Origin of the sequence: Bifidobacterium sp. ESL0682 (genome assembly GCF_029392815.1) — a bacterium.
Taxonomy (GTDB): domain Bacteria; phylum Actinomycetota; class Actinomycetes; order Actinomycetales; family Bifidobacteriaceae; genus Bifidobacterium.
Window position 1 is genome coordinate 563,471 of the sequence record NZ_CP113942.1, and the last position, 26,106, is coordinate 589,576.

A 26,106-nucleotide genomic window follows, 5' to 3' on the forward strand; every position below is an offset into this window, starting at 1 on the left:
AGATATGCTTATCCCAAAGAGGACTAAGTACCGTAAACAGCAGCGTCCGAAGCGTCGCGGCATGTCCAAGGGCGGCAATGAGATCGCGTTCGGCGATTATGGCATTCAGGCTTTGGCCCCTGCCTACATCTCCAACCGTCAGATTGAGGCTGCTCGTATCGCCATGACCCGCTACATCAAGCGTGGCGGTCGTGTGTGGATCACGATCTTCCCTGATCGTCCTTTGACCAAGCACGCGCTCGGAAGCCGAATGGGTTCCGGCAAGGGCACCCCGGAGTCCTGGATCGCCAATGTGCATCCTGGACGCGTGATGTTCGAAATCGGCGGTGTTGATGAGGCAACCGCGAAGGAAGCCCTTCGCCGCGCCATCGACAAGCTGCCGATGAAGTGCCGCATTATCGCACGTGAAGGCGGTGACATCTGATGGCAGTCGGAACAGCAGACTACAGCATCAAGAATCTCAACGAGAAGACCAATGACGAAATCGAAGGCTTCCTCAAGAAGTCTAAGGAAGAGCTCTTCAACCTGCGCTTCCAGAACGCCACCGGTCAGCTTGACAATTCCGCTAGGCTCAAGGCCGTGAAGCACGACATCGCTAGGATGTACACTGTCCTGCGTGAACGTGAACTCGGCATCAGCCAGGAGCCTGAGTCGGGCGACACGAAGACTGAGGAGAAGTAAGCATGGCTGAAAAGCAAGAGCGCAACTTCCGCAAGACTCGTAGCGGTTACGTCGTGTCCGACGCAATGGACAAGACCATCACCGTCGAGCTCGAGCAGCGTTCGACCCACCCCCTGTATGGCAAGGTCGTCCGTTCCACTCGTAAGGTCAAGGTTCATGACGAGCACAATGACGCCCACAATGGCGACTTCGTGCGTATCATGGAAACTCGGCCTTTGAGCAAGACCAAGCGTTGGCGTCTCGACTCCATCGTCGAACGCGCCAAGTAACAAGTTCGGCAAGGCTCCGCTGCTCACCCTCACGGGTGGCAGGGGAGAACCAGCGCGGCTAAGGAGAATCAATGATTCAGCAGGAAACGCGGCTTCATGTCGCCGACAACACGGGTGCCAAGGAGATCTTGGCCATCCGAGTGCTCGGCGGATCGAAGCGACGCTATGCCGGCATTGGCGACGTGATCGTCGCCTCCGTCAAGGACGCGATCCCTGGCGGGTCGGTCAAGAAGGGCGACGTGGTCAAGGCCGTTGTCGTCCGTACGGTAAAAGAGCATCGTCGTAAAGACGGCTCGTACATCAAGTTCGACGAGAACGCTGCGGTTATTCTTGGCTCCGGCCATGAACCCAAGGGCACTCGTATCTTCGGACCGGTTGGACGTGAACTGCGCGACAAGCGCTTCATGAAGATCGTGTCCCTCGCCCCGGAGGTGATCTGAGATGGTAGCCAAGATCAAGACCGGCGACCAGGTCAAGGTCATTCGCGGCAAAGATCGCGGCAAAGAGGGCAAGGTCACCCGTGTACTTCCTAACGATCGTCTGATCGTTGAGGGCGTGCAGATCGTCAAGAAGCACGTGCGTGCCACCCAGCAGGGTCAGCAGTCCGGTATTGTCTCCGTTGAGGCGCCGATTCATCGCTCCAATGTGATGGTCATCGACCCGGAGACCAAGGAACCGACTCGCGTTGGCGTTAAGGTCACGACCAAGGCCCAAGACGGCAAGGTCAAGACCGTGCGCACCCGCATCGCCAAGAAATCAGGAAAGGAGCTGGCATGAGCGATACAACAGTCGAAGCGCCGGCAACACCGCGCCTGAAGCAGCAGTACATCGACAAGATCGTGCCTGAGCTCGAGAAGGAATTCAAGCATTCCAACCCGATGCAGGTTGCTAAGGTCCAGAAGGTCGTCGTCTCCATGGGTGTCGGTGCCGCAGCTCGCGACTCCAAGCTCATCGAAGGCGCCGTCAAGGATCTCACCGCGATCACCGGTCAGAAGCCGAAGATCACCAAGGCCAAGAAGTCTGTCGCGCAGTTCCATCTGCGTGAAGGCCAGGCCATCGGTGCCTATGTGACGCTTCGTGGCGACCGCATGTGGGAGTTCCTCGACAGGCTGCTCGTTCTGGCTCTGCCGCGCATCCGCGATTTCCGCGGTATCAGCGATAAGCAGTTCGACGGCCAGGGCAACTACAACTTCGGTCTCACCGAGCAGTCCATGTTCCACGAGATCGATCCGGATGCGATCGATCATCAGCGTGGTATGGATATCACCGTGGTGACCAGCACCAAGGATGACAAGGAAGCTCGGGCTCTGCTCAAGCACCTTGGCTTCCCCTTCAAGGAGAACTGAAATGGCAAAAACCGCTCTTAGAAACAAGGCTGCTGCCAAACCAAAGTTCAAGGTGCGCGGCTATACGCGCTGCCAGGTTTGCGGCCGTCCCCACTCCGTATATCGCAAGTTCGGCCTCTGCCGCATCTGCCTTCGTGAGAAGGCTCATCGTGGCGAGCTGCCCGGAGTTACGAAGTCCAGTTGGTAAACATCGACGCTGAAGGTCCTCGGCCGGGGCAGGTTGCAAATACCTGCTCCGGCGGAGGAAACCACGGCGAGAAAGGGCGTTAGCCCACATGACAATGACAGATCCAATCGCAGACATGCTTACGCGTCTGCGTAATGCGAGTGCGGCGAAGCATGAGACCGTTTCCATGCCGTACTCCAAGTTCAAGGCGGCGATTGCCGAGATCCTCAAGCGCGAAGGCTATATCAAGGACTTTGCAGCTACGGATGCTCGCGTCGGTCAGAACCTTGAGATCACGCTGAAGTATGGTCCTAATGGCGAACGTGCCATTCAGGGCATCAAGCGCATCTCGAAGCCCGGCCTGCGTCGCTATGCGAAGTCGGATGCGCTGCCGATGCCACTTGGTGGCATGGGTGTCGCAATCATTTCGACCAGTGCAGGATTGTTGACCCAGAAAGATTGCCTCGACCGGGGCATCGGCGGCGAGATCGTCGCCTTCGTTTGGTGAGAAAGGAGAGCTAAAACATGGCATCACATATTGGTAAGCTCCCCGTCACCATTCCGGCAGGCGTGGAAGTCAAGATCGACGGACAGAACTTTAGCGTCAAGGGCGCCAAGGGTTCTGATTCCTACACTATTCCCGACGGCATCACCGCTCGCGTCGAAGACAACACCATCTACTTCGATCCTGCTGATGATCAGCTGCAGACCCGTGCAAACCACGGTCTGGCTCGTTCCATCGTTGCTTCGATGATTCAGGGCGTGCACGAGGGCTTTACGAAGACCTTGGACATCGTCGGCACCGGTTATCGTGCGCAAATGAAGGGCCAGAGCATTGAGTTCTCGCTCGGCTATTCGCACACCATCACCGTCAATCCACCCGAAGGCATCACCTTCGAGCTGCCGAACGCCAACCAGGTGCTCGTCAAGGGCACAGACAAGCAGGCAGTCGGTCAGGCCGCGGCCAACATCCGTGCGCTTCGCAAGCCGGAACCCTACAAGGGCAAGGGCATCAAGTACTCCGACGAACACATCCTGCGCAAGGCTGGAAAGGCTGGTAAGTGATATGACAGTCAAGATTTTCGGTAAAGGCAAGAAGGTCGCAAGACTTCGTCGTCACGCTCGTCTGCGCAAGCACATCAGCGGTACCGCCGAGCGTCCACGTCTCGTCGTCACCCGTTCGAACCGTCACATGGTCGCTCAGATCGTTGACGATACCAAGGGCATCACTTTGGTCAGCGAGTCCACCATCACCCATGATTTCGATGGGTTCAAGGGCACCAAGACCGAAGCCGCTCAGAAGGTCGGCGAGCTGATTGCCAAGAAGGCCAAGGACGCGGGTATTGATTCCGTCGTCTTCGACCGTGGCGGCAACAAGTATCATGGTCGCGTCGCAGCAGTTGCTGAAGGCGCCCGTCAGGGAGGTCTTGCACTGTGAGCGACAACGAAAAGGAAACCCAAGTGACTGAAGAAAATCAGAACACGCAGGCGTCCAACGACAACAAGCAGGGTCAGCGCAATGACGATCGTCGCGGTTCACGCCGCGGCGGACGTGGCGAAGGCCGTCGAGGAGAGCGTCGCGGCGAACGCCGTGGTCGTCACGAAGAAAATCGTGGCGATGAGCTGCTCGATCGCGTTGTGACCATCAATCGCGTTTCCAAGACCCGTAAGGGTGGCCGTAGCATGAGCTTCGCCGCTCTCGTGGTGGTCGGAGACGGCAACGGCACCGTTGGTGTTGGCTATGGCAAGTCCCGTGAGGTTCCTGCCGCCATCGCCAAGGGTCAGCTTGACGCCAAGAAGCACATGTTCACCGTTCCGCGCGTTCGTGGTACTGTGACCCACCCGGTCGTTGGCCATGACGCTGCAGGCACCGTTCTGCTTCGTCCTGCCGCTCCCGGCACCGGTGTAATCGCCGGCGGCGCAGTCCGCGCCGTCATGGAGTGCGCTGGCATCACCGATATTCTCACCAAGTCCATGGGCAGCGCCACTGCAGTCAACGTGGTTCGCGCCACTGTGGATGCCTTGAAGCAGCTTGAGGAGCCGGAAGAGATCGCGGCACGCCGTGGCTTGACCGTTGAGGAAGTCGCTCCTGACACCCTGCTCCGTGCTCGTGCAGAAGGTATCGCCGAAGCCCGCAAGGCTCGTGAGGATGCCAAGGCCGAAGCTGAACAAGCCAAGGATGGTGAAGAGTAATGGCAGATCTGAAGATCACACTCACAAAAGGTCTGGTCAACCGCAAGCCTGCCCAGCGCGACACTGTTCGCACGCTCGGCCTGCACAAGATCGGTCAGACGGTTGTCCGTGAGGACACTCCTGCAACCCGCGGTCTGATCAATGCGGTTCGCCACTTGGTCACGGTTGAGGAGGCCTGATATGGCAGAACAAGAAGAAAACACTATTTTGCAGATGCATGATCTGCGTCCTGCTCCGGGTGCTAAGAAGAACCGCATCCGCGTGGGCCGTGGTGAAGGTTCCAAGGGTAAGACCTCGGGCCGTGGCGCCAAGGGCACTTTGAAGCGTTATCAGGTTCGTCCTGGTTTCGAAGGTGGCCAGCTGCCTCTGTACATGCGTCTTCCGAAGCTCCGTGGCTTCAAGAGCCCCTTCAAGAAGGAGTTCCAGGTCGTCAACGTCTCTGCACTCTCCGAGTTGTTCCCGAAGGGTGGAGAGGTCACTGTTGAAGATCTCGTCAAGGCCGGTGCAGTTCGCGCCGGATACCCTGTCAAGGTTTTGGGCGACGGTGAGACCAAGGTGGCGTTCACGCTTAAGGGCGTGAAGGCTTCCAAGTCCGCCAAGGCTAAGATCGAAGCCGCAGGCGGCTCCATTTCCGAAGAGTAATTCGGATGTTTTTGTGTCGCCAGGCTTAGCCTGAAGACATATATAGCTGGTCCTCCTTGCTTGAGCGAGGGGGCCGCTTTTTCATAGTGGCACAATTTATTGTCCACAGAAACGTACGACAACAATTTTTGACGTTGTAGTTGTGTCAAGTGCGTATTTGGTAGACGCTTGACGCTAAGATTGTCGTTTAGTGTGTTTGGATCGGTACATCAGGTGTGCCGAATAGGGAAGGAAATCCAGGTGAGGACGTTAATCCAGGCCCTGAAGACGAAGGAACTTCGCCATAAGATCCTCTTCGTGCTCGGCATCATTGTCATCTACCGTATCGGTTCGTTTATACCGACCCCGGGAGTGGACTACAAGGTAGTCCAGCAATGCGTGGGCACCATGAAGACGGCCCAAGAGAACTTCGTGGGGCTGGTCAACCTCTTCTCCGGCGGCGCCATGCTCCAGCTTTCAATCTTTGCATTGGGCGTGATGCCGTACATTACGGCGTCCATCGTCATTCAGCTGTTGCGCGTGGTCATCCCTCGTTTTGAGGCACTGCACAAGGAAGGCCAGTCCGGCGAGACCAAGCTGACGCAGTACACGCGTTATCTCACCATCGGTCTTGCCATTCTGCAGTCCACCACGATTCTTGTCACGGCACGTTCCGGCGCGCTTTTCAATTACCAGTGCGGCCAGGTCATTCCCGATGGCTCAGTCTGGAACCTCGTGGTCATGGTCCTCATCATGACCGGCGGCACCGGCCTGATTATGTGGATGGCCGAGTTGATCACCGACAAGGGCATCGGTCAAGGTATGTCCGTCCTGATCTTCATGTCCATCTGCTCCGGCTTCTTGCCGCAGCTCTGGCAGATCGGCTGGGGCACCAACGGCAAGAATGGTAACTGGACCTACTTCGGCATCGTTGTTGCAGTCCTGGTTGTCATTCTCATCTTCGTTGATTTCGTTGAGCTTGCCCAGCGCCGTATTCCAGTGCAGTACACACGCCGTATGATCGGTCGCAAGATGTACGGCGGTTCCTCCACCTATCTTCCTCTGAAGATCAATATGTCCGGCGTTATCCCTCCGATTTTCGCCTCTTCAATTCTGGCGATTCCGACGTTGATTGCTCAGTTCGGCAAGTCTGACCAGAAGTGGGTCAAGTGGATTAACACCAACCTGGCCAATACGACTTCCATCTGGTACATCGCGCTGTATGCCGTGATGATTGTGTTCTTCTGCTTCTTCTACACGTCAATTACCTTCGATCCAGATGAGACGGCAGACAACATGAAGCAGTATGGCGGCTTCATTCCTGGCATCCGTGCCGGTAGCGCAACCAGCCGCTACCTGAGCTATGTGATGAACAGGCTCAACACGGTCGGCGCTATCTATCTGCTCTTCGTCGCTTTGATTCCGACGATGCTCATCATGATATTGAAGCTCAACAACAAACTTCCGTTCGGTGGCACGACCATCCTGATTATCGCAGGCGTCGGTCTTGACACCTTGCGTCAGGCCAAGGCTCAGACCGAACAGTTCCAGTACACCGGCTTCTTGCTCGATGATACCGACCATGTGGAAGGCAAAGACGTTAAGACTGCCAAGAAGTCTTCAACAAAAGTTGTGGAAGCCAACGACGATCAGGTTGCAGTAACTGACGAAGCGCTTACCAAGACCGAAGACGTCGCAGATGCCTCTGCAACTGTCGTTGAAAACTCGGAGAATACGGATATTGAAACTACTGATACCGTAAGTTCAGAGACTGCTGACACTGAGACTGTTGATTCCGAAGATTCAACCAGTAACGCGAAATCCTCAGAAGACGATACTGATACCGACGATAAGTCCGAGTGATTATTCGCTTGGATCGCTGATAACAGTTATTAAAAGAAAAACCATGAAATGATGCTCATCTGTCTTTGAAACGGATGGGCATCATTTGCTAAGTACACAATCAAGAAAGTAGATGTGATATGCGTCTGTTGATTATGGGCCCGCAAGGAGTGGGCAAAGGAACCCAAGCCAAGCTGATTGCCGAACATTACGGCATTCCGCACATCTCCACCGGAGACATCTTCCGCTACAACATGAAGAACAACACCCCGCTGGGGCAGGAAGCCAAGAGCTATACCGACAAGGGCCAGCTCGTTCCCGATGAGCTGACCAACAAGATCGTCAAGGATCGCCTGGCCATGGACGATGCCAAGAACGGCTGGATTCTCGACGGATATCCGCGCAACGCAGCCCAGGTCGAAGCGCTCGACAAGATGCTCGAAGAACTCGGCACCCCGCTCGACAAGGTCGTGGCGCTCGATGCCGACCGTGACATTCTGATGAAGCGTATCGCCAAGCGCGCCGCCGAAGAGGGACGTGCCGACGACAACGCCGAAGCCATCGCCCGAAGGCTCAAGACTTACGACGAAGAAACCGCCCCGTTGCTTGACACCTACAAGTCCCGCGGTTACTTGGTTGCGATTGATGGCCAAGGTGATATCGAAGATATCTCCAAGACCATCTTCGATGCTTTAGACTGATTTTATCTTCATTACCACAGGAAGAGGCTGATTGCAACACGCCGTGTCGCAGTTGGTCTCTTCTTTTGCTATAGTAATAAGTTGGTGTGTCTTCGGACATGCTGAAACTGTAATATCGGCCAAAGAACGGAATGAGGCTCATGGCTAAAGACGGTGTGATTGAAGTCGAAGGTCAGGTAGTGGAAGCACTGCCGAACGCGATGTTTCGCGTCGAACTTGAAAACAAGCACATCGTGCTGGCCACAATTTCGGGCAAGATGCGCAAGAATTATATTCGTATCCTCCCGCAGGACCGTGTGGTCCTGGAAATGAGCCCCTACGATCTGAACCGTGGTCGTATTACGTACCGTTATAAGTAAGGTACAAAGAAAAGGAAAACCATGAAGGTCAGCCCTAGTGTGAAGAGGATCTGCGAGAATTGCCGCGTGATCCGTCGTCACGGTCGCGTCATGGTGATCTGCTCTAACCCGCGCCACAAGCAGCGTCAAGGCTGAGCGGAAAACCTCCGACCAGAAAAGGTACTGAGTCGCAGCTCAAAAGCTGAACCCCGGGTACGTAGGCCCGAGCCGGGAAACCGGATGACTTGGTACAAACCTACGGAAACATAGAAGGAATCGCAATGGCACGTCTTGCCGGAGTCGACATCCCCAATGAGAAGCGCATCGAGATCGCCCTCACCTATATCTTTGGTGTCGGTCGTACTCGCGCGAAGGAAACGCTTGCCGCAACCGGTGTAAATCCGGATACTCGCGTCAAGGATCTGAGCGATGAGCAGCTTATTACGCTGCGCGATTATCTTGAGGCCAACTACAAGATTGAAGGCGATCTGCGTCGTGAAGTTGATGCGGATATTCGTCGCAAGATTCAGATCAACTGCTATCAGGGCCAGCGCCATCGCCATGGTCTGCCTGTGCGCGGTCAGCGCACCAAGACCAACGCCCGTACCCGTAAGGGGCCGAAGCGTACCGTCGCTGGAAAGAAAAAGGCCGTCAAGTAAGGCCTAAGCAGTTATGAAGAGGGACGGGGCGTCGCTTGTAGTGTTGCAGCGTTCCATGCTCTTCGTGACGTTTGGAATCATTCGTAATTAGGAAACGAGGATCAATGGCAGCTGCAAAGCAAGCCGCGCGCAAGCCGCGTCGCCGTGACCGCAAGTCGGTACCGGTCGGGCAGGCGCACATCAAGTCCACTTTCAATAACACCATCATCTCCATCACGGATCCCTCGGGCGCAGTTGTAGCCTGGGCTTCCGGTGGCGATGTCGGTTTCAAGGGCTCACGTAAGTCCACCCCCTACGCCGCAGGTATGGCCGCTGAGTCCGCCGCCCGCAAGGCGCAGGAGCATGGCGTCAAGAAGGTTGACGTCTACGTCAAGGGTCCGGGCAGCGGTCGCGAAACCGCCATCCGTTCCTTGCAGTCCGCAGGTCTTGAGGTCGGTTCCATCACCGACGTCACCCCGCAGGCCCATAACGGTGTGCGCCCTCCGAAGCGCCGTCGCGTCTGAAGCACTTCATTTAACCATCCGTCCAACCCGCTTATGACCAGTGAGTGCACCACCGATCAGAAGCTGAAAGGATAACACAGTGCTTATTGCACAGCGTCCGCAACTTACTGAGGAATCACTGAATCCGCAGCGTTCTCGTTTTACTATCGAGCCGCTTGAGCCTGGATTTGGCTATACGCTCGGTAATTCGTTGCGTCGTACCCTGTTGAGCTCCATTCCCGGAGCAGCAGTCACTTCCGTGCGTATCTCCGGTGCCCTGCATGAGTTCACCACTTTGCCCGGTGTCGAAGAGGATGTCACTGAGATCCTGCTCAATATCAAGGGAATCGTGCTCACCAGCGAATATGACGAACCGGTTGTCATGTATCTGCGTAAAAGCGGCAAGGGCGAGGCCACCGCAGGGGATATCACCCCTCCGGCCGGTGTCACCATCGCCAACCCGGATATGCATATCGCCACCCTCGCCGATGACGGCGAACTCGAAATTGAGTTCACTGTCGAGCGTGGCCGTGGCTATGTGCCGGCACAGATGAACAAGCAGGATGGCGACGAGATTGGCCGTATTCCGGTCGACTCCATCTATTCGCCTGTTCTCAAGGTGAGCTACAAGGTCGAGGCAACCCGCGTGGAACAGCGCACGGACTTCGATAAGCTCATCCTCGATGTGGAGACCAAGCCGGCGATTTCGCCGCGCGACGCCGTCGCATCTGCCGGTTCTACTTTGGTTGAGCTCTTCGGCCTGTGCCGCGAACTCAACACGCAAGCGGAAGGCGTCGAGGTCGGCCCGGCTCCGGTTGAAGAAGAAGTCAACCCGGAGATGTCGATTCCGATTGAGGAACTCAATCTCACCCAGCGCAGCTACAACTGCCTGAAGCGCGAAGGTATTCACACCGTTGGTGAATTGGTGTCCCACACCGAGCAGGATTTGCTCGACATCCGTAATTTCGGTATGAAGTCGATTGATGAGGTCAAGGAGAAGCTCGAAAGCATGGGTCTCTCGTTGAAGGCCTCCCCGCTGGGCTTCGATACCAACAACCTTGAAGGTGGCACCTTCTTCTCGCCTGAAGACGAGTAAGAGCCAACTTCATTTTAAGCTTCGGTGTCCGTTCGGATGTTCGGGCGTATGCCCACCTGAACGGTGCAAAGCCGGAGCGTTAAGGAGTAATAATGCCTACACCTAGAAAAGGGCCGCACCTGGCTTCTAGCCCGGCTCATGAGCGTCTGATGCTCGCGAACATGGCGACCAGCCTGTTCGAGCACGGCCGTATCGTCACCACGCTGCCGAAGGCCAAGCGCCTCCGTCCGGTGGCCGAGCGCCTCATCACCTTCGCCAAGCGCGGGGATCTGGCCAGCCGCCGTCGCGTGATGCGCGTCATCCGCAACAAGTCCATCGTGCACAAGCTCTTCACCGAGATTGCCGAGCAGATGCAGCAGCGTGAGGGTGGCTACACCCGCATCGTGAAGATTGCCCCGTCCAAGGGCAACAACGCGCCGCGCGCCATCATCGAGCTCGTCACTGAGCCGGTGAGCGCCAAGGAATCCGTGGTCAAGGAAGCTGAAGCTTCTGCCGCCGTTGCCGCCGACAAGGCTGCAGTCGAAGAGGCCGAAGCCAAGGTCCAGAAGGACGCTGCCGAGACCGCCAAGACCAAGACGGACAAGGCTGTTGACGAAGCTGAAGCCAAGGAGACTGAGGTCAACGCCGACGTCGCCGCGGATAAGGCTGAAGTCAAGAAGACTGAAGCCAAGGCCAAGAAGCCTGCTGCAAAGAAGGCTCCCGCCAAGAAGCCGGCAGCTAAGAAGACCGCTGCCAAGAAGGCCGATAAGGAAGAAAAGTGAGTCGTTAAGATTCACTGAATTCTTATACAAGAAGGTCGGAGATACAAGTCTCCGGCCTTCTTGCGTATCTGGTCTGGGCTCCTGCTGTCTAGAAAAGCATGATGTGGCTTGTGTCGTTTGCTTGTTCATAGCCGGTAAAGATGTGGAGAGAATCAGGCTTTTTCGTTCACTTTCTGATTGCTATCTCAGGTTCACCGTAATACAAGCAGCCTCATGATTTTGTTGCAATGCTCCTGATTTCCATCGCTTCTTTGGTTTAGGAGTTTTGCAAACCAGTGTGGCACGTATACTGGCAACGATGAGACTACGAATTGACTTGGCATACGACGGTGGCGACTTTCACGGCTGGGCTAAACAGCCTGGCTTACGTACCGTGCAGGGGGTTGTGGAAGAGGCTCTGCACACCGTTTTGCGTGTGTCAGCAGATGATGACTGTGAGCCGTTGCGGTTGGTGGTTGCCGGACGTACCGACACCGGTGTCCATGCTGCTCATCAGGTCTGCCATCTCGATGTGGAGGAGCAGACGCTAAATCGTTGCGTGGGGCACATGGAAGTGCCTGCGGTTGAGGCTTTGCGGCGTCGTCTGAGTCATGATTTGCCGGATGATATCGTTTTGCACGGTGTGTGCGTGGCGCCAGAAGGTTTCGATGCACGTTTTTCAGCGTTAGAACGCACGTATGTCTATCGGATTGCAGACGGAGCAAGACCGGCTGATCCAAGATTGCGCGGCTTCGTATTGAACGTTGAAGATGTACTCGACATCCCAGTAATGAACGAGGCCGCTGCCATGACCATCGGCCTGCATGATTTTGGCTCATTTGCCACTCCCAACCCAGGGGGCACCACCATTCGCGAGGTCAAACAAGCAGTGTGGCAACGAGTGCCGATGACAGGCCTATTCGGAAACGACACAACGAACGGAGAGATGAAAATCGTGAGTTCTGAGCAAGACGGTCAACAGGCTGCCATTGCTGTGGAAACGACTGCGAATAACGCAATGAATGTGGGTTATTCCGTGCCGTCGCTCGAATCAGGATTGCTGTGCTTCACCATCGTGGCGGATGCTTTCGCACACAACATGGTGCGTTCGCTGGTCAACGCATGCGTGCAAGTTGGTCGACACCGAAAGTCGCTGGATTGGTTTGCTCAGAAGATGGCTGAGCCGGTCCGTGAAGGCTCGACGGGCCCGATAGCGGCTTGTGGGCTGACTCTGGAACATGTTGCCTACCCGCCGGATGGGGAACTTGCTGAACGAGCCCAGTCAATTCGTGCCCGGCGCACATTAGATTAGTCGATTTATGCGGGACGACGGTAGAAGAGGAACCAATTGCTATTGTTTTAGCGGTACAAGCGGCACAAATAGTTCTTTTTCCGTTGCTGATGGATACATTGCTCTAGAAGAGTTGAGATGACGAATGAATTATGAGTGCGCCACGCCCGGTTGCGGTGGTTGGCACGTTGTCTTATACTAGAAAAGTTGCGTTTTGCGTAGCATATGGATAAGTGTCCGAGTGGTCTAAGGAGCACGCCTCGAAAGCGTGTGAGGAGAAATCCTCCGCGAGTTCGAATCTCGCCTTATCCGCCTTAAGCCTCTGGAATCTCGGTTCCGGAGGCATTTTTATATCTGTTCTAGGTTTTGGGGAAGTTTCTGGTACCTTGTCAAGTCAGCAAAGATGCGGTATATCGTCTCGTCTAGAAGTGGATGAGCGAGGAGCCGTTCGAGTATTCGTCAGATTTCATTAGTGTCCTCATCAGTGACTTCATCTTTATTGGAGACATCGTTGTTCAGGTATCGGTGAGGTTTATTAGCGCGTGGTGTGTGCACTGGCTCGATGATGGTAGACGGTGCCGGCTTATAGGCTTAAATACTCAAATTTATTGGTACAAAGCGGCGTCGAAAGCCGGATAGCCTGACGACAGAGCCAAATCAATGCGTGAGGAGATGAGGTCGGAAAGCACGGCCAATGATTTGCTGCTGCCGGTATTGCGGGAATCCTTGGAGGTGTTCTCATCGTTTTTAGCCCTATCCGAAGTCGGCAGTGTATTTGACAGGGCTGTCAGGGATTCGCGGGCACAATCCATTTCTGCAACGGCGACGGTAGGGGCTTGCAGACCGGTGCTCGGGTCGGCAATGGTATCGGGATGAGCGAGCAGGTTGGACACGTCATAGACCTTCTCACGGGGATCGGTGAAGGTGTCGACAGCACTACTTGTGCCCTCAGTCTCAAGAGAGATAAGTCGTGAGGCGACGGCTTTGTGGTCATCGCTGAGTTGCAACGTGGCGTTATTCACATCTTTTGCGGCGAGTACTCCGATTTCGAATCCGGCACGGTCCTCAGCCAGGGCCATGGAAGCAAGAGCATCATTGTCGACACGCAGGGCGACCACATTGTTGAGATTGGCCAATGCAGCGTCGCTATGGGTTGGATTGGCACCGACCAGCGGAGAAAGGCTCTGCTGCAGCCACTGCATCTGTGCGCTTTTCATGGTGTACACGCTGAATTGGGAGGAGCAGAGCGTAGCGGCATCACGCCAGTCTTGGGCGGCGTTGCCGGCGGAAAGATAACGGTCGATGAACGGGTGGCCGGCGGTGGTGTGGGAAGTTGCCGCAACGGCGTCAACATAAGCTGATCGGCATGGGCCTGCCTGCTCGGTCTGTGACTCGATTCTTGGTGCATTGCAGCCAGCTAGGGGCAAAGCGAGTGCGACCATTGCGACACTCGGAAGGACACGCCGTCCTAGGAAATTGCGCAAAGAGGAAAGTATACGACGTGTCTGCATAAAACACTAGAATACTGAATGATTATGACTTAATGGAGCTAGAAAAGCTCGACAGATAATTTCATATAGGAGGTCTTGCGACCATGGAACTGGACCTGACAGGTATTCATCAGCTCGCGGCGGGGCAGGGAATCGATTCTGAAACACTTGACGACGCACTTTCCGAAGCGTTGTTATTGGCTTACAGTAAAACACCACATGCGGCGAAGCACGCTCGCGTCGAACTTGACGAGCGTGCCGGCACCTTCACCATCTGGGCGAGGGACGAGGAGCCTGTGGAACCTACGGAAGAGGATCCGCATCCGCGTCCTGAACTCGGCGAGGAATATGACGATACCCCGCATGATTTCGGGCGTCTAGCAGCTTCGACGGCTCGTCAGGTGATTCGCCAGCTCTTCCGCGATGCGGAAGACGAGCGCGTGCTCGGCGCTTTCGCGGGGCAGAAGGGCAAGCTCATCACCGGCGTTATCCAGCAGGATACGAAGGATCCGGCCAATGTGCATGTCGCTGTTGGCGATGTTGAAGCCATCCTTCCCAAGCGCGAACAGGTGCCGGGTGAGCATTATCGCCACGGCGACCGTCTGCGCGTCTATGTCGTCACCGTCGGCCGTGGACTGAAGGGCCCCGAAATCGTCGTTTCGCGCTCGCATCCCGAGCTGGTTCGCAAGCTGTTCGAACGCGAAGTGCCGGAACTGGTTTCCGGAGCTGTTTCCATCATGGCCATCGCCCGTGAGGCCGGTGCCCGCACCAAGATCGCCGTGCGTGCCAACACCGAAGGTGTCAACCCTAAGGGTGCCCTGATCGGACCTGGCGGTGCTCGCGTTCGTGCCGTTATGGAGAATCTCGGACCCGAGAAGATTGACATCGTCGATTGGTCGAAGGATTCGGCCAAGTTTGTCGGCTCGGCGCTTTCGCCGGCTGTCGCCACTGGCGTCGATATCGTCAGCGAGAAGAACAAGACCGCCATCGCCTATATCCACGATGACCAGCTTTCGCTCGCCATCGGCAAGGAAGGCCAGAATGCCCGTCTTGCTGCCAAACTTACTGGTTGGAAGATCGGCATTGAATCCAGCGAGGCTCATGCGGCTGCCGCACAGGCACAGGCTGCTGCCAAAGCCGACGAATCAGGCGAAACGGCAGGAAACGAGCAATAGTCTGCAATCCAGCATCACGAGTATGCTGGGTTTCGGTAATCCGAGTGTGGGCACGCAGTGTGCCCACATATCGGTCGGAGACGAGGTAACACAATCATGGTCGCACGATGAGTCTGGGTAAGCTCGCCGTAACAATACATTGACCGTGCATGTACGCGCGGTCACAATAGTAGGAGAAAACTGAGTGGCAAAACAGCGCGTATATGAACTCGCTAAAGAGTTTGGCGTAGATAGCAAAGCCGTCCTTCAACAGTTGAAGGACATGGGGGAGTTCGTCAAGTCCGCATCTTCCACAGTGGAAGCGCCGGTCGTTCGCAAATTGCGTGCGGCGTTCCCGCAAAATGACAATTCCGGGGCTGGCAGTGCTCCGGCAAAATCCAAGCCTTCCGCTCACGGCGCCAAGCCGGGCAGCAACCAGCAGCACCAAGGCGCAAGTACAGCGAAGCCGGGCGAACAAGCTCGTCCGCGTTTCTCTGCCAAGCCTGGTCTCGGCTCTCATCATGAATCTTCGCAGAGCGAGCAAAACCACGGTTCTCGCCATGAGGGCGGCAACCGTGAATATGAGGGCAACCGTAATCGCAATGAGCACGGCGGACACGATCATGGGCATCGTCAGGGCGGCATGCCCGGGCCACGCAACGGTCAGCGTTTTGGCGGCAACAATGGAGGCATGAAGCCAGGTGCGAGCGGTTCGCGCAATGGCTCTACTCCTCGTCCGGGCAATGGTGGCGCGCAGCCTGCTACTCACGCTCAGCACGCAGGTTCCGGTCCTCGTCCCGGCAACAATCCGTTCAGCCGCAAGCAAGGCATGCATGTGCCGATGCCCAGCGGCATTCCGCGTCCGCATCCGATGGCCCGTCCTACGGTCAACAACGGCCGCAACGGTGGCCGCAATGGCGGAGGACGCAACGGCGGTCGCGGAGGATTCCGCAACGGACGTCCGGAACAAGGCGCAAGGCCAGGGCAGTGGGGACACAATCGTCCCGGCCAAGGTCAGGGCGAATCCCAAGGCCGCGGAGGTAACCGTTTCGGTGGCGGTGCCGGTGGCGGCGGCTATCAGGGCGGCGGTCCGTCACGTGGTGGCGGTCGCGGTCGCGGCGGCGCTGCAGGTGCATTCGGCCGTCAGGGCGGCAAGTCCTCGAGGGCTCGTAAGAACAGGCTCGCGAAGCGTCGTGATTACGAGGAGATCAAAGCTCCTACCATCGGCGGTGTCCGCATCCCGACTGGCAATGGCCAGACCATCAAGCTGCGTCAGGGCGCCACATTGGCCGACCTCGCTGAGAAGATCAACGTCAATCCCGCCGCTTTGGTGACGGTCATGTTCCACTTGGGCGAGATGGTTACGGCCACCCAGTCCCTTGATGAAGCGACCTTCCAGATTCTGGGCGAGGAAATCGGCTGGAGCATCAAGATTGTTTCCGCTGAAGAGGAAGACAAGGAAATCCTCCAGCAGTTCGACATCGATCTCGATGAAGAAGAGCTGCAGGATGACGAGAATCTGAAGCCGCGTCCGCCGGTGGTCACCGTTATGGGCCACGTTGACCACGGCAAGACCCGCCTGCTCGACACCATCCGTAAGACCAACGTGATCGCACGTGAGGCCGGTGGCATCACGCAGCGTATCGGCGCCTACCAGGTTACTGTCAGTCTTGAAGACAAACCGCGCAAGATCACCTTCCTCGATACCCCTGGCCACGAGGCGTTCACCGCCATGCGTGCCCGCGGTGCCGAGCTCACCGATATCGCAGTCCTGGTCGTCGCGGCCGATGACGGCGTGATGCCGCAGACGGTCGAGGCCATCAACCACGCGCAGGCGGCCCACGTGCCGATTGTGGTGGCAGTCAACAAGATCGATGTCGAAGGCGCGAACCCCGAAAAGGTGCGCGGCCAGCTGACCGAATTCGGTCTGGTTCCTGAGGAATACGGCGGCGACACCATGTTCGTCGACATCTCGGCGAAGCAAGGCACGAACGTTGACAAGCTGCTCGAGGCGATTCTTCTGACCGCCGATGCCTCGCTCGATTTGAAGGCCAACCCCGACATGGACGCGCGTGGCGCGACCGTCGAGGCAAGGCTCGACAAGGGCCGCGGTGCTGTGGCGACCGTGCTTGTGCAGCAGGGCACGCTCCATGTGGGCGACGCCATTGTGGCTGGTACCTCTTACGGACGTGTACGTGCGATGCTCAACGAGGACGGCAAGCAGATGAAGGCCGCAGAACCTTCCACGCCTGTGCAGGTCCTTGGTCTGACCTCCGTGCCGAGCGCCGGCGACCTCTTCCTGGTCGCTCCCGACGACCGCACTGCTCGCCAGATCGCCGAAAAGCGTCAGGCGTCCGAACGTGCGGCCCAGCTGGCCAAGCGCCGCAAGGTCGTCTCGCTCGAGAGCCTCAAGGAACAGTTCGCCAAGTCCGAAGTCGACATGCTCAACATCGTCATCAAGGGCGATTCCTCCGGTTCCGTCGAAGCGCTGGAAGATTCCTTGATGAAGATCGAGGTATCCGACGAGGTCGGCATCCAGGTCATCCACCGCGGTGTCGGTGCGATTAACCAGAACGATGTCAACCTGGCAAGCGTGGACAAGGCCGTCATTATCGGCTTCAACGTTCGCCCGAACCGTCAGGTCGCGGACCTCGCCGAGCGTGAGGGCGTGGAGATTAAGTACTACTCCATCATCTACAAGGCGATCGAAGACATCGAGGCATCCCTCAAGGGCATGCTCAAACCGGAATACGAAGAGGTCACCACCTCCCACTCCGAGATTCGTCAGATCTTCCGTTCCTCCAAGTTCGGCAACATTGCCGGCGTCATGGTCCAGGACGGCGAGGTCAAGCGTGGCACCAAGGCGCGCATCCTGCGCAACGGCGTCACCACGGTCAACGATCTCGAGATTTCTTCGCTGCGTCGTTTCAAGGACGACGTGCAGTCCGTCAAGGAAGGTTACGAAGCTGGTATCAACCTGGGCTCCTTCAACGACATCCAGGAAGGCGACATCATCGAGACCTTCGAAATGAAGGAAATCGAGCGCAAGGATGGACAGCCTTCGAAGAAGGACGATTCGGACAAGTCCGATGATGCCAAGGGCGAGCTTAAGGCTCCGGCTCCCAAGGCTGATTCCAAGAAGAAGTGAATAAGTCGGTCTGATTGCTCAGACTGATCTGATTTGAGCGTTAGTCGCCCGTCGCGTGGTTGGTTGTATGCGGCGGGCGACAACGTTATATGGCAGAGATATGAGAATGCGTCTTTTTCAGCAGCGTAAAGATGTTTCTGACGAGAAAACGCGTATTCTCATCAGTCGGTATCATGAAACGTAACAGCAAGAGTAGGTAATAAAAGGAAACGTTATGGCAGGAACCAATCCACGGGCCGCGCGTATCGCGGCGTTGATCCAGCGCGTCATCGCCTCGTCGATGGAGCGTACGTTGCACGACAAGCGCCTCAGTGGTGTCACCATCACCGATGTGCGTGTCACCGGCGATCTGCAGATCGCCCGCGTCTACTGGACGCAGCTCGGCCAGGAGGGCAAGGCCGAAGGGGAGCGCAAGCGTGCCGAACAGGCGCTGAAGCAGGCCACTGGTAGGCTTCGTTCGCTGGTCGGTGCGAAGGCCGGGCTGAGGCTGACTCCGCAGCTGCAATTCGTCTACGACGAGGTGCCGAGCGAAGCGCATGAGATTGAGGACATTCTGGTTACCGCGCACAAGCGTGACGAGGAGCTCAACAAGTCCCGCGAAACCGCGCAGTACGCCGGCGATGAGAATCCGTACGTCGAGCCGCGCAAGAAGAAGACCGCCGCCGATTTCGAGGATGACGGTGTCGAAGAAGAGTAAACAACCGGAACTTTCCGGACTGGTCGTGGTTGACAAGCCGCTTGGCGTGACCAGCCACGACGTGGTGGCGGCCGTGCGTGGGGAACTGCACATGCGTCGCGTCGGTCACGCCGGCACACTTGACCCGCAGGCTTCTGGCGTGTTGGTCATCGGATTCGGCCACGGTACACGCCTGCTGAATTACATCGTCGACCATACCAAGACCTATGAAGCCACCATCCGCCTTGGCCAGTCCAGCACCACTGACGATTCCGAAGGCGAGATTACTACGGTTGCGTCGGTGAGATTAGCGGGTGATTCGTCAAATCAAGGGTTGAACCATAGCGAACATTCTGGCAGTGTTCGTGTACTGACGACTCAGCAGATTGAACAAGTCATCAAAGAGCATCTGACCGGCGATATCGAGCAGGTGCCGAGTTCCTATTCCGCGGTTCGTGTCAATGGACATCACGCCTACGAGCTGGCACGGCAGGGGAAGGCTGTGGAACTCAAGGCACGTCCGGTCACCATCAGCGAGTTTACGGTGCTGGGCGCTCGCAACGTCGATAATAACGATGATGAATCAATAGCCGACACGACTGCTGCCATTGATGTGGACGTGCGTATCAGCTGCTCGACGGGAACCTATATTCGTTCGCTCGGGCGCGATTTGGGACAGCTTTTGGGAGTCGGCGGATACCTGACGAAGTTGCGTCGCACGCGAGTCGGCAGATTCGATTTGGCGGATTCGCAACTGGCGGGCCGTGTAGTCACAGCACATGCCAAGCCGCATACTTTTACCAATCGTGAAGGTGTGACGTTGACTTTGAACAAGGCCGTGTTGGATGTTGATACCGACGAACTGAAGCGCCGCTCTCTGACAATGCTTGAAGCCACACAGCGTACGATGCCGACTATTCCAATTACGGATGCTGATGCTCAGAATCTGCGTTTCGGTCGCAGGCTGCGGATGCCTTTGGCTGCCGAGATGAATGCTCGGGATTGTGCCGATACTGAAGTGGCCGATAATTCGGCGCCGACTGCCGAGCATGCGAGCGATAGAATCTTGATAAACGCTAAGCGAGCCAACAGTTTCGTTGCTGTGTATATTCCGCAGACCGGAGAGGTTGTGGGCATTCTGGAACCAACGAATGACCATGAACTGAAATCCGTGGTGGTTTTCCCGGCGGCTGGGTAAAGCCGCAAGAAAACAGACCTTTCGCACATGCGATAGGACTGCTAGGATTAGCTTCCGGCAAACAAGACAAAGGATTTTGATGAAGATCACCAGGTTGACACCCGACGATAACGGATTGGTGATGGATTGGCCCACCCTGAGCTCACACAAGCGCACGGTGTTGACCATCGGCGTATTCGACGGGATGCACAAGGGACATCAGGCCGTCGTCAAGCGCGTCGTAGAGCTCGCGAAGCAGACCGATTCTCTGGCTGTGGTGATGATTCTCGACCCGCGGCCGGCGCTCGTGCATACCTATGCCAACGAACATGACGACATGGATCTGCCCAAGGATTTTGTAGATACACAGGCGCTGAGTTCGGTCGATCAACGAATCCGTATGATGCGTGAGCTCGGTGTCGACAACGTGCTGGTGCTGCGCTATACGATGGCGTTTGCGGCCAAATCGTTCCGGTTCTTCTTGGGCCAGATGGTCGGCAAGCTGGGTATGCGCACACTGGTGCTCGGGCAGGACGCAGCCTTGGGCGCGAATCGTAAGGGCGACATCAAGTCCATTCAGGAGCTTTCCGAGGCTACCCGCGTCTTCGAGCTTGATGTGGTTGACGATTTGGGACCTGGCTATACGTGGGTGCCGCTGCATTTCGAGCCGAAGGTACCGGAAGGCACAGGGGAACAGCAAGACCCGCGAGAAGGCATGAACAAGGCCGAATTGCGTGCATGGACCAAAAAGAACAACTGTCGCAAGGTGCGAGTGTGGAGCTCGACCAATGTGCGCTACCTGCTTTCTCAGGGGTGTGTCAAGGCCGCAGCTGAGATCTTAGGACACGACCATGCTGTCGAAGGCACGGTGGTGCACGGCGAGCAGCGCGGGCGCGAGATCGGCTTCCCGACCGCAAACCTGGCTCAGATGGTCGAAGGCTATGTGCCGGTCGACGGCGTCTATGCCGGTTGGCTGGTTGATTTGGGTCCGATCGATGAGGGTAAGGGCAGCAGCAATGGTGGCACGCTTGTCGAGAAAAGTCATGCCGCCAATGTGGAGGATGCCGCTAACCTCGCGTCTCCGTCGGATGAGATGCGCATGGCTTCAGGCTCGCCATGGCGTTGGCCGGCTGCGATTTCCGTAGGCACCAAACCAACCTACAGCGACGAAACCGGCATTGACCAGCGCGTCATCGAACCATACTGCGTCACCGACGACTGGCTGGAACTTTACGGCCACAAGGTACGTGTGGAATTCACGCAATTTCTGCGTGGCCAGGTGAAGTTCAAAGACACTGAAGAACTCAAGGACGCATTGCAAGACTACGCAGATCAGACGTTGGAGATTACTGCTACAAAGTAATACGCATAATCTTGTGTGCAGTTATCTTGGAATATGACAAGCTATCTATAGAAATATAAAATGTCGTAACCATATCGCGGTTTAATCCGTGACGGGGTTACGACATTTTCTTGTATCGGTCTGTCTTGTGTCGTGTATGGCCTATGCGGGTGGGGAAGCAGCGTTCACACCTCGCGGAAATGGCTGAAGAACTCGCGGGTGGCAGGATTCTGCGATTCCTCCATGACTTCTTTGGGTGTACCGTTCTCGGCGATGAGGCCTTGCTGGAGCAGGACCACACGATCGGCGGCATGATGGGCGAATTCCATCTCGTGGGTGGCCATCAGGATGGTGGTGCCGCGTTCCTTTAATTCGGTGACCATTTCCAACACTTCGCCCACAAGCATCGGGTCGAGCGCCGAGGTGATTTCGTCGAGCAGCAACAGTTCAGGGTCAGTCATCAATGCGCGGGCAATGGCGACGCGCTGCTGCTGGCCGCCGGAAAGCTGATCGGGATAGGCCTTGGCCTTGGCATCCATACCAATGCGTTGCAAGAGTTTGTGTGCCTTGGCTTCGGCTTTTTCCTTGGGCCAGTGGTGGACCTTGATGGCACCCAGCGTCACGTTCTTGATGACGCTCATATGTGGAAACAGATTGAACTGCTGGAACACCACGCCGATGCGTGCGCGGGACTTGTCGGCGTTGACGCGCGGGTCGGTGATATCGGTGCCGTTGAGCCAGATCTGCCCGTCGTCGACGCGTTCGAGCAGATTGATGCACTTCATCAGCGTCGATTTACCGGAACCGGAAGGCCCCAGAAGTGCCACGACCTCGTGCGGGTTGATGTCGAAGGAAATGCCTTTGAGCACTTGGTTTTCGACCTTGCCGTTGTGGTAGGTCTTCTTCACGTTGTCAAGATGGAGGACAGGTTTGACGGTATCGGCAGCTGCGGTACTCTCATCGGCTGTTTGCGTGTGGATCGGCAAGTTCTTCGACTGCTGGACTGACGACGTGTCCGGCTTTTGCGATGGCGATTTCGCGTCATTCAACGGCATATTCTCCGTCTGTGTCTTGGTCTCGCTCATTGATACCTGGCTTTCAGAATTCGACGCGGAAACGGATGGTTGGATTGAATAGTTGGTTGCAGCAACAGGTATTGGTCATACGACTCCCATACCCTGCTCGCGCCCACGCAGGCGCTTGGAATACCAATCGTTGAGAAGGATGAAGGGAACGCTGGTGCAGATGAAGAGCACGCTTGCGACCACGTAAGGGGTGAAATTGTAGGTCTGCGCCACGCTGATTTGCGCTGCGCGCACCGCATCGACCGCACCGAGCGTGGAGATCAGGCCCGCATCTTTCTGCATGGAGATGAAGTCGTTCATCAGCGCCGGGGCGACGTTGCGCAGCGCCTGAGGGATGATGACCATGCGGATGGTCTGACCGCTGGTAAGCCCCAGAGAGCGGGCAGAGGCGCGTTGCGAAGGATGCACGTCTTGGAAGCCGGCGCGAAGGACCTCTCCGACAAAGGCAGCATAATCAAGGGTTATCGCGATGGTACCGAGAACGGAGGCGGGAATGCGCCCGAAAATGTTCAGGCCAGGGATACCGAAACCAATCAGATAAAGGAGCACGATCATGGGGATGCCGCGCATGAACGTCGTATACAGCGTTGCCAGCGCCCGCAGCGGGAAGAGCAACGGGGACGTACTGATGCGGATCATGGCCAACAGCGTGCCCAGAATCGCCACACCGATAGTGGCGAAGAACAGCACCTCGAGGTTGAGCCAAAGACCCTGCAAAACCGAGGGGAAGGATTGGGCGAAGTACTTGCCCGAGAAGAACGATTGACGCACATTCGGCCAGCCGGGGAGAGCTTCAAGCCCACAACGATGAGTGCGGCGAGGACAAGGGTACTGACGATGCTGATGCCGACGGAACGGAGGTTCTGACGGCGTATGTAGCCTTGGCGCTCGAGCTCTACGGCGCTGATGTTCTGTGTTGCAGTCTGCGGCATGGATGACCAATCTTTTAATAGGAACCGACGGTCTGACATGTTGATTATAGTGTGACCCTTTAACTGGCTGCGGCATTGTTGTCTTAGCTGGTTAAAGGGTCACAATAGTAAAGGAATTGCCTGAGGTTGCGGGCGCTCAGCTCTCAAGCATCGGGATGTCGGTGGTATATTCCTTGAGCCATTCGTGCTGCAGCTTGGTGATGGTACCGTCCTGCTTCAGGGCTTTGACGGCCTTGTCGACCTCAGGGGCGAGCTTTGAGCCCTTCGGAAGGATGATACCCATGCCGTCCTTGTCTTCAGAACCAGGAATCTGGCCGACGACCTTGGCGTTCTTGACTTGTCCGCTGTCCACCATCTGTACGGCATCGGGGGTGTCGACTACGAGTGCGTCGATCTGGTTGCTGTCGAGCGCTTGGGCCAGCGCGGCATTGTCGTTGAAGGTCTGGACGTCCTTCTTGATCTTGGAGACGGTGAAGTCATAGCTGGTGGTGCCCACCATGGCGCCGATAGCGCCTTTTTTAAGGTCGGCAAGGGACTTGGTATTGGCATATTTGCCGTTTTTCAGGACGATGACCGACTGTGTTTCGTTGTAGTAGCTTGGGGAGAAGTCGACGGCATTCTCGCGTTCGGGGGTGTCGGAGAACTGCTGGATGTTCATATCCCAGTCTTTCTGCGAACCTGGTGCGACGGCCTGGTCAAAGTTGGTGCGTGTCCACTTGATCTGCGACTTCTTGAAGCCCATCTTTTCGGCCACAGCGTAAGAGACCGCAGCTTCGAAGCCCTTGCCGCTCTCGGGCTTGTCGCCGATGACCCACGGTGCGTAGGTGGGCTGGCCGGTGCCGATGGTGAGTGTTCCCGGCGTCATGGTCTGCTGGGTGATATCGCCGGAGTTGCCGGAGCTTGCGGTATTGCCAGAGTTGCCGGAGCCGCAGCCGGCAGCGCCTACGGTCAGCGCGGCGATGCTCAGCGTTGCGGCGAGAATGCGGGTAATGCGTTTGGAAATTGGTGATGGCATGATTGATGACCTCTTGCTTTGTTGGAATCTGATATGACATCAACCGTATCGGCCAATGCGAATGTCGTCTTTGCGACGAATATGACGTTTGCATCATAGCATTGACTATCCCTGCACATATATGGACATACGCTTTTGATGATTTGGATAATTGATAACGCGTTATCTGTCGTTCGAAAGGCGTGGCTTAGGACTTTCGTGCATGATTGCCGGAAGTATCTGGACAAGTCAGAAAACGGTATCGTTGTACGCAAGTTTGCCGGAAATCACCGTGGCGCGGTTGTGGCCTGCGCCGTGGCGAACTAACTCGTCCAGCGTGTGCTCGATTTCGCGCGGGGTGCGTGTTTCGACGGGCATATCGATGAAGGCGAGGTCGGCCAGCGCGCCGGCGTTGATTTGCCCGATGCGCTGGGCTCCGACGTGCATGCCCATCGATTCCGCCCCGCCTAGCGTCATCATGCGGATGATGCGGTGGCTCAGGTCGTCCTTGACATAGCCTTGCTCGCGAGTGATGGCATAAACCACGGCGGCCTCGTCAAAGAGGTCGAGGCTGGGGGAGCTGGAAAGCGAGTCGGTGCCGATGGAAAGGATGTTGCCTTCGTCCATATAGCGGCGTACTGGCGCGGTCTTGCCGGTATGCGTGATCTCATTGGAGCGCGGGCACAAGGCCACTGCGACGCCCCGCTGTCGTAGGATACGGCGATCCTCACGGTTGGCCCAGACGCCGTGGGCGATATGCACGTCGGGGCCGAGTGAGCCCAGACTGTCGACGAATTGGATGGCTGAAGCGCTTTTGCCGTGCCGTTTGAGCTCGCGATAATTGGCCCAGCGCTCATCGCTCCAGTCGTTGGCCGTGTAGGTGGTGAGGATTGCGGGGTGCAAGCCGGCTTCCAGCGGCGTTTCGGCCAGATGGATATGCAGACGCATGTTCAAGCGTCGGGCGATGTCGGGCAAATCGATGAACGGCTCGGCGTCGAGGGTGTAGGGCGCATGCGGGCTGATGCCGATATTCGGCAGGTTGAGTGCTCCAAGCTGGGCGAGGGTTTCCCTGAGAGCCTTCTTACCGTGGGCTTCCCAGTCCTTGTTGTGCCAGTTCATCACTTCCCAGTAGGCGATGCCGTGCAGGCCCTGCGAGGCCAGCGCTCCTGCTGCCTCGATGTCGGTGACGACGTCGGCGGCCGCCGTGGTGCCGCTTTCTACCAGCTGGCGTGCCCCGTCATAGGCCCACCGTTGCCATGGCTTGGTCTGCTCGGCCTGTGCGTAGACCTTGTCGAATGCCAGCTCCCAGCCGTGAAAGTCTCGGTAATGTCCTTGCCCGACACTTGCCATACCGGTATATTGCAAATGGGTGTGCGCGTTGACCAAACCTGGCATCAGCACCCCGTCGAAGTGCCGTTCCGTAACATCGGCTGGATTGATGCCCTCTTCGTTGAGTTCACCGAGCACCCAGCGTCGCGTGCCGACGTGCAGTACCCGTTCGCCGCGTATGGCCACAGCGCCATTCGGGATGACAGGCGCGGTCACGGGAATTACGAGCGTCGCCGAGTACAGGTACACAGCCTGGTCTCCGGTATGGTCGTTCTCGGCAATGTTGTAAGAAGTAGAGGACGAGTTCATAGGTCGCTTTCTTGCTGTGATGTTGGAATGATTATCTCATATCAA

29 protein-coding genes, 1 tRNA gene and 3 pseudogenes are annotated in these 26,106 nt (G+C 56.7%); 28 read left to right on the forward strand and 5 right to left on the reverse strand.

Translation table 11 applies throughout. The annotated features are described in order from the left end of the window. Window positions 1-4 precede the first annotated feature (4 nt). The 23 genes and pseudogenes from rplP to OZX57_RS02440 all read left to right on the forward strand — a co-directional run bounded on the left by rplP (window position 5) and on the right by OZX57_RS02440 (window position 12,737). Window positions 5-424, forward strand: coding sequence for a 50S ribosomal protein L16 (gene rplP, locus OZX57_RS02330; protein WP_277143838.1), 420 nt, complete (start codon window positions 5-7; stop codon window positions 422-424). Further along, window positions 424-681 (forward strand): 50S ribosomal protein L29, encoded by a 258-nt coding sequence (rpmC, locus tag OZX57_RS02335; RefSeq protein ID WP_277143840.1) that lies wholly within the window; start codon window positions 424-426, stop codon window positions 679-681. The genes rplP and rpmC overlap by 1 nt, the downstream gene beginning before the upstream one ends. A gap of 2 nt (window positions 682-683) precedes the next feature. Then, complete coding sequence (gene rpsQ / locus OZX57_RS02340; RefSeq protein ID WP_277143842.1) at window positions 684-950, forward strand: 30S ribosomal protein S17; 267 nt, start codon at window positions 684-686, stop codon at window positions 948-950. Between the two features lie 71 nt (window positions 951-1,021). After that, the gene (gene rplN / locus OZX57_RS02345) at window positions 1,022-1,390 is read left to right on the forward strand and encodes a 50S ribosomal protein L14 (protein ID WP_091847708.1); all 369 of its coding nucleotides are present in this window, start codon (window positions 1,022-1,024) and stop codon (window positions 1,388-1,390) included. A gap of 1 nt (window position 1,391) precedes the next feature. Then, window positions 1,392-1,727, forward strand: coding sequence for a 50S ribosomal protein L24 (rplX, locus tag OZX57_RS02350; RefSeq protein ID WP_277162560.1), 336 nt, complete (start codon window positions 1,392-1,394; stop codon window positions 1,725-1,727). Further along, window positions 1,724-2,296 (forward strand): 50S ribosomal protein L5, encoded by a 573-nt coding sequence (gene rplE / locus OZX57_RS02355; RefSeq protein WP_277162561.1) that lies wholly within the window; start codon window positions 1,724-1,726, stop codon window positions 2,294-2,296. The genes rplX and rplE overlap by 4 nt, the downstream gene beginning before the upstream one ends. Before the next feature lies 1 nt (window position 2,297). Beyond that, on the forward strand, window positions 2,298-2,483 hold the full coding sequence (locus tag OZX57_RS02360; protein ID WP_091847705.1) for a type Z 30S ribosomal protein S14: 186 nt from the start codon (window positions 2,298-2,300) through the stop codon (window positions 2,481-2,483). Between the two features lie 88 nt (window positions 2,484-2,571). Further along, entirely contained in the window at window positions 2,572-2,970 is a 399-nt protein-coding gene (rpsH, locus tag OZX57_RS02365) for a 30S ribosomal protein S8 (protein ID WP_277143853.1), read from the forward strand. A 17-nt stretch (window positions 2,971-2,987) separates the two neighbouring features. Next, window positions 2,988-3,527 carry a 50S ribosomal protein L6 gene (gene rplF / locus OZX57_RS02370; RefSeq protein WP_277162562.1) on the forward strand — a complete coding sequence of 180 codons (540 nt, stop codon included), beginning with the start codon at window positions 2,988-2,990 and terminating at the stop codon, window positions 3,525-3,527. A 1-nt stretch (window position 3,528) separates the two neighbouring features. Next, complete coding sequence (gene rplR, locus OZX57_RS02375; RefSeq protein ID WP_277162563.1) at window positions 3,529-3,900, forward strand: 50S ribosomal protein L18; 372 nt, start codon at window positions 3,529-3,531, stop codon at window positions 3,898-3,900. Then, the gene (gene rpsE, locus OZX57_RS02380) at window positions 3,897-4,655 is read left to right on the forward strand and encodes a 30S ribosomal protein S5 (RefSeq protein WP_277162564.1); all 759 of its coding nucleotides are present in this window, start codon (window positions 3,897-3,899) and stop codon (window positions 4,653-4,655) included. Before rplR ends, rpsE begins: the two co-directional genes overlap by 4 nt. Further along, entirely contained in the window at window positions 4,655-4,834 is a 180-nt protein-coding gene (rpmD, locus tag OZX57_RS02385) for a 50S ribosomal protein L30 (RefSeq protein WP_277146295.1), read from the forward strand. Before rpsE ends, rpmD begins: the two co-directional genes overlap by 1 nt. A 1-nt stretch (window position 4,835) precedes the next feature. Further along, complete coding sequence (rplO, locus tag OZX57_RS02390) at window positions 4,836-5,297, forward strand: 50S ribosomal protein L15 (RefSeq protein WP_277162565.1); 462 nt, start codon at window positions 4,836-4,838, stop codon at window positions 5,295-5,297. Window positions 5,298-5,537: 240 nt separating this feature from the next. Then, window positions 5,538-6,869, forward strand: a pseudogene (gene secY, locus OZX57_RS02395) (preprotein translocase subunit SecY); the annotation flags it as partial. 389 nt (window positions 6,870-7,258) lie between these two features. Next, entirely contained in the window at window positions 7,259-7,819 is a 561-nt protein-coding gene (locus tag OZX57_RS02400; protein ID WP_277162566.1) for an adenylate kinase, read from the forward strand. Between the two features lie 140 nt (window positions 7,820-7,959). Next, on the forward strand, window positions 7,960-8,178 hold the full coding sequence (gene infA / locus OZX57_RS02405) for a translation initiation factor IF-1 (protein WP_003808114.1): 219 nt from the start codon (window positions 7,960-7,962) through the stop codon (window positions 8,176-8,178). A 21-nt stretch (window positions 8,179-8,199) separates the two neighbouring features. Continuing rightward, the gene (rpmJ, locus tag OZX57_RS02410) at window positions 8,200-8,313 is read left to right on the forward strand and encodes a 50S ribosomal protein L36 (protein WP_043164480.1); all 114 of its coding nucleotides are present in this window, start codon (window positions 8,200-8,202) and stop codon (window positions 8,311-8,313) included. A 125-nt stretch (window positions 8,314-8,438) separates the two neighbouring features. Then, entirely contained in the window at window positions 8,439-8,816 is a 378-nt protein-coding gene (rpsM, locus tag OZX57_RS02415) for a 30S ribosomal protein S13 (RefSeq protein WP_277143870.1), read from the forward strand. Between the two features lie 104 nt (window positions 8,817-8,920). Continuing rightward, a complete protein-coding gene (gene rpsK, locus OZX57_RS02420) occupies window positions 8,921-9,319 on the forward strand; it encodes a 30S ribosomal protein S11 (protein WP_277146299.1) in 399 nt (132 codons plus the stop codon). Between the two features lie 79 nt (window positions 9,320-9,398). Further along, a complete protein-coding gene (locus OZX57_RS02425) occupies window positions 9,399-10,394 on the forward strand; it encodes a DNA-directed RNA polymerase subunit alpha (protein WP_277162567.1) in 996 nt (331 codons plus the stop codon). Between the two features lie 92 nt (window positions 10,395-10,486). Next, window positions 10,487-11,155 (forward strand): 50S ribosomal protein L17, encoded by a 669-nt coding sequence (gene rplQ / locus OZX57_RS02430; protein WP_277162568.1) that lies wholly within the window; start codon window positions 10,487-10,489, stop codon window positions 11,153-11,155. A gap of 298 nt (window positions 11,156-11,453) precedes the next feature. Further along, complete coding sequence (locus OZX57_RS02435) at window positions 11,454-12,446, forward strand: tRNA pseudouridine synthase A (RefSeq protein WP_277162911.1); 993 nt, start codon at window positions 11,454-11,456, stop codon at window positions 12,444-12,446. 206 nt (window positions 12,447-12,652) lie between these two features. Further along, window positions 12,653-12,737, forward strand: a tRNA-Ser gene (locus OZX57_RS02440). A 293-nt stretch (window positions 12,738-13,030) separates the two neighbouring features. Here the strand turns inward: OZX57_RS02440 and OZX57_RS02445 are convergent. Then, a complete protein-coding gene (locus OZX57_RS02445; protein ID WP_277162569.1) occupies window positions 13,031-13,867 on the reverse strand; it encodes a hypothetical protein in 837 nt (278 codons plus the stop codon). Window positions 13,868-14,019: 152 nt separating this feature from the next. Here OZX57_RS02445 and nusA point away from each other — a divergent pair, with 152 nt between their 5' ends. The 5 genes and pseudogenes from nusA (at window position 14,020) to OZX57_RS02470 (ending at window position 21,433) form a co-directional block, all read left to right on the forward strand. Next, on the forward strand, window positions 14,020-15,090 hold the full coding sequence (gene nusA / locus OZX57_RS02450; protein WP_277162570.1) for a transcription termination factor NusA: 1,071 nt from the start codon (window positions 14,020-14,022) through the stop codon (window positions 15,088-15,090). A 184-nt stretch (window positions 15,091-15,274) separates the two neighbouring features. Beyond that, a pseudogene (gene infB, locus OZX57_RS02455) lies at window positions 15,275-18,118 on the forward strand (translation initiation factor IF-2); the annotation flags it as partial. Window positions 18,119-18,431: 313 nt separating this feature from the next. Next, window positions 18,432-18,914, forward strand: a complete 483-nt coding sequence (rbfA, locus tag OZX57_RS02460; protein WP_277162571.1) for a 30S ribosome-binding factor RbfA — start codon at window positions 18,432-18,434, stop codon at window positions 18,912-18,914. Then, window positions 18,898-20,091, forward strand: a complete 1,194-nt coding sequence (locus tag OZX57_RS02465) for a tRNA pseudouridine(55) synthase TruB (protein ID WP_277162572.1) — start codon at window positions 18,898-18,900, stop codon at window positions 20,089-20,091. The genes rbfA and OZX57_RS02465 overlap by 17 nt, the downstream gene beginning before the upstream one ends. Window positions 20,092-20,170: 79 nt before the next feature. Further along, window positions 20,171-21,433, forward strand: coding sequence for a riboflavin kinase (locus OZX57_RS02470; RefSeq protein ID WP_277162573.1), 1,263 nt, complete (start codon window positions 20,171-20,173; stop codon window positions 21,431-21,433). A gap of 164 nt (window positions 21,434-21,597) precedes the next feature. On the opposite strand, the gene OZX57_RS02475 is transcribed toward OZX57_RS02470, so the two are convergent. The 4 genes and pseudogenes from OZX57_RS02475 to OZX57_RS02490 all read right to left on the reverse strand — a co-directional run bounded on the left by OZX57_RS02475 (window position 21,598) and on the right by OZX57_RS02490 (window position 26,061). Next, window positions 21,598-22,467: an amino acid ABC transporter ATP-binding protein gene (locus OZX57_RS02475; protein ID WP_277162912.1), complete on the reverse strand. Its 870-nt coding sequence runs from the start codon at window positions 22,465-22,467 to the stop codon at window positions 21,598-21,600. A 105-nt stretch (window positions 22,468-22,572) separates the two neighbouring features. Continuing rightward, window positions 22,573-23,429, reverse strand: a pseudogene (locus OZX57_RS02480) (amino acid ABC transporter permease). A gap of 136 nt (window positions 23,430-23,565) precedes the next feature. Continuing rightward, entirely contained in the window at window positions 23,566-24,444 is an 879-nt protein-coding gene (locus tag OZX57_RS02485) for an ABC transporter substrate-binding protein (protein WP_277162574.1), read from the reverse strand. A gap of 228 nt (window positions 24,445-24,672) precedes the next feature. Further along, entirely contained in the window at window positions 24,673-26,061 is a 1,389-nt protein-coding gene (locus tag OZX57_RS02490) for an amidohydrolase family protein (protein ID WP_277162575.1), read from the reverse strand. Window positions 26,062-26,106: the final 45 nt, after the last annotated feature.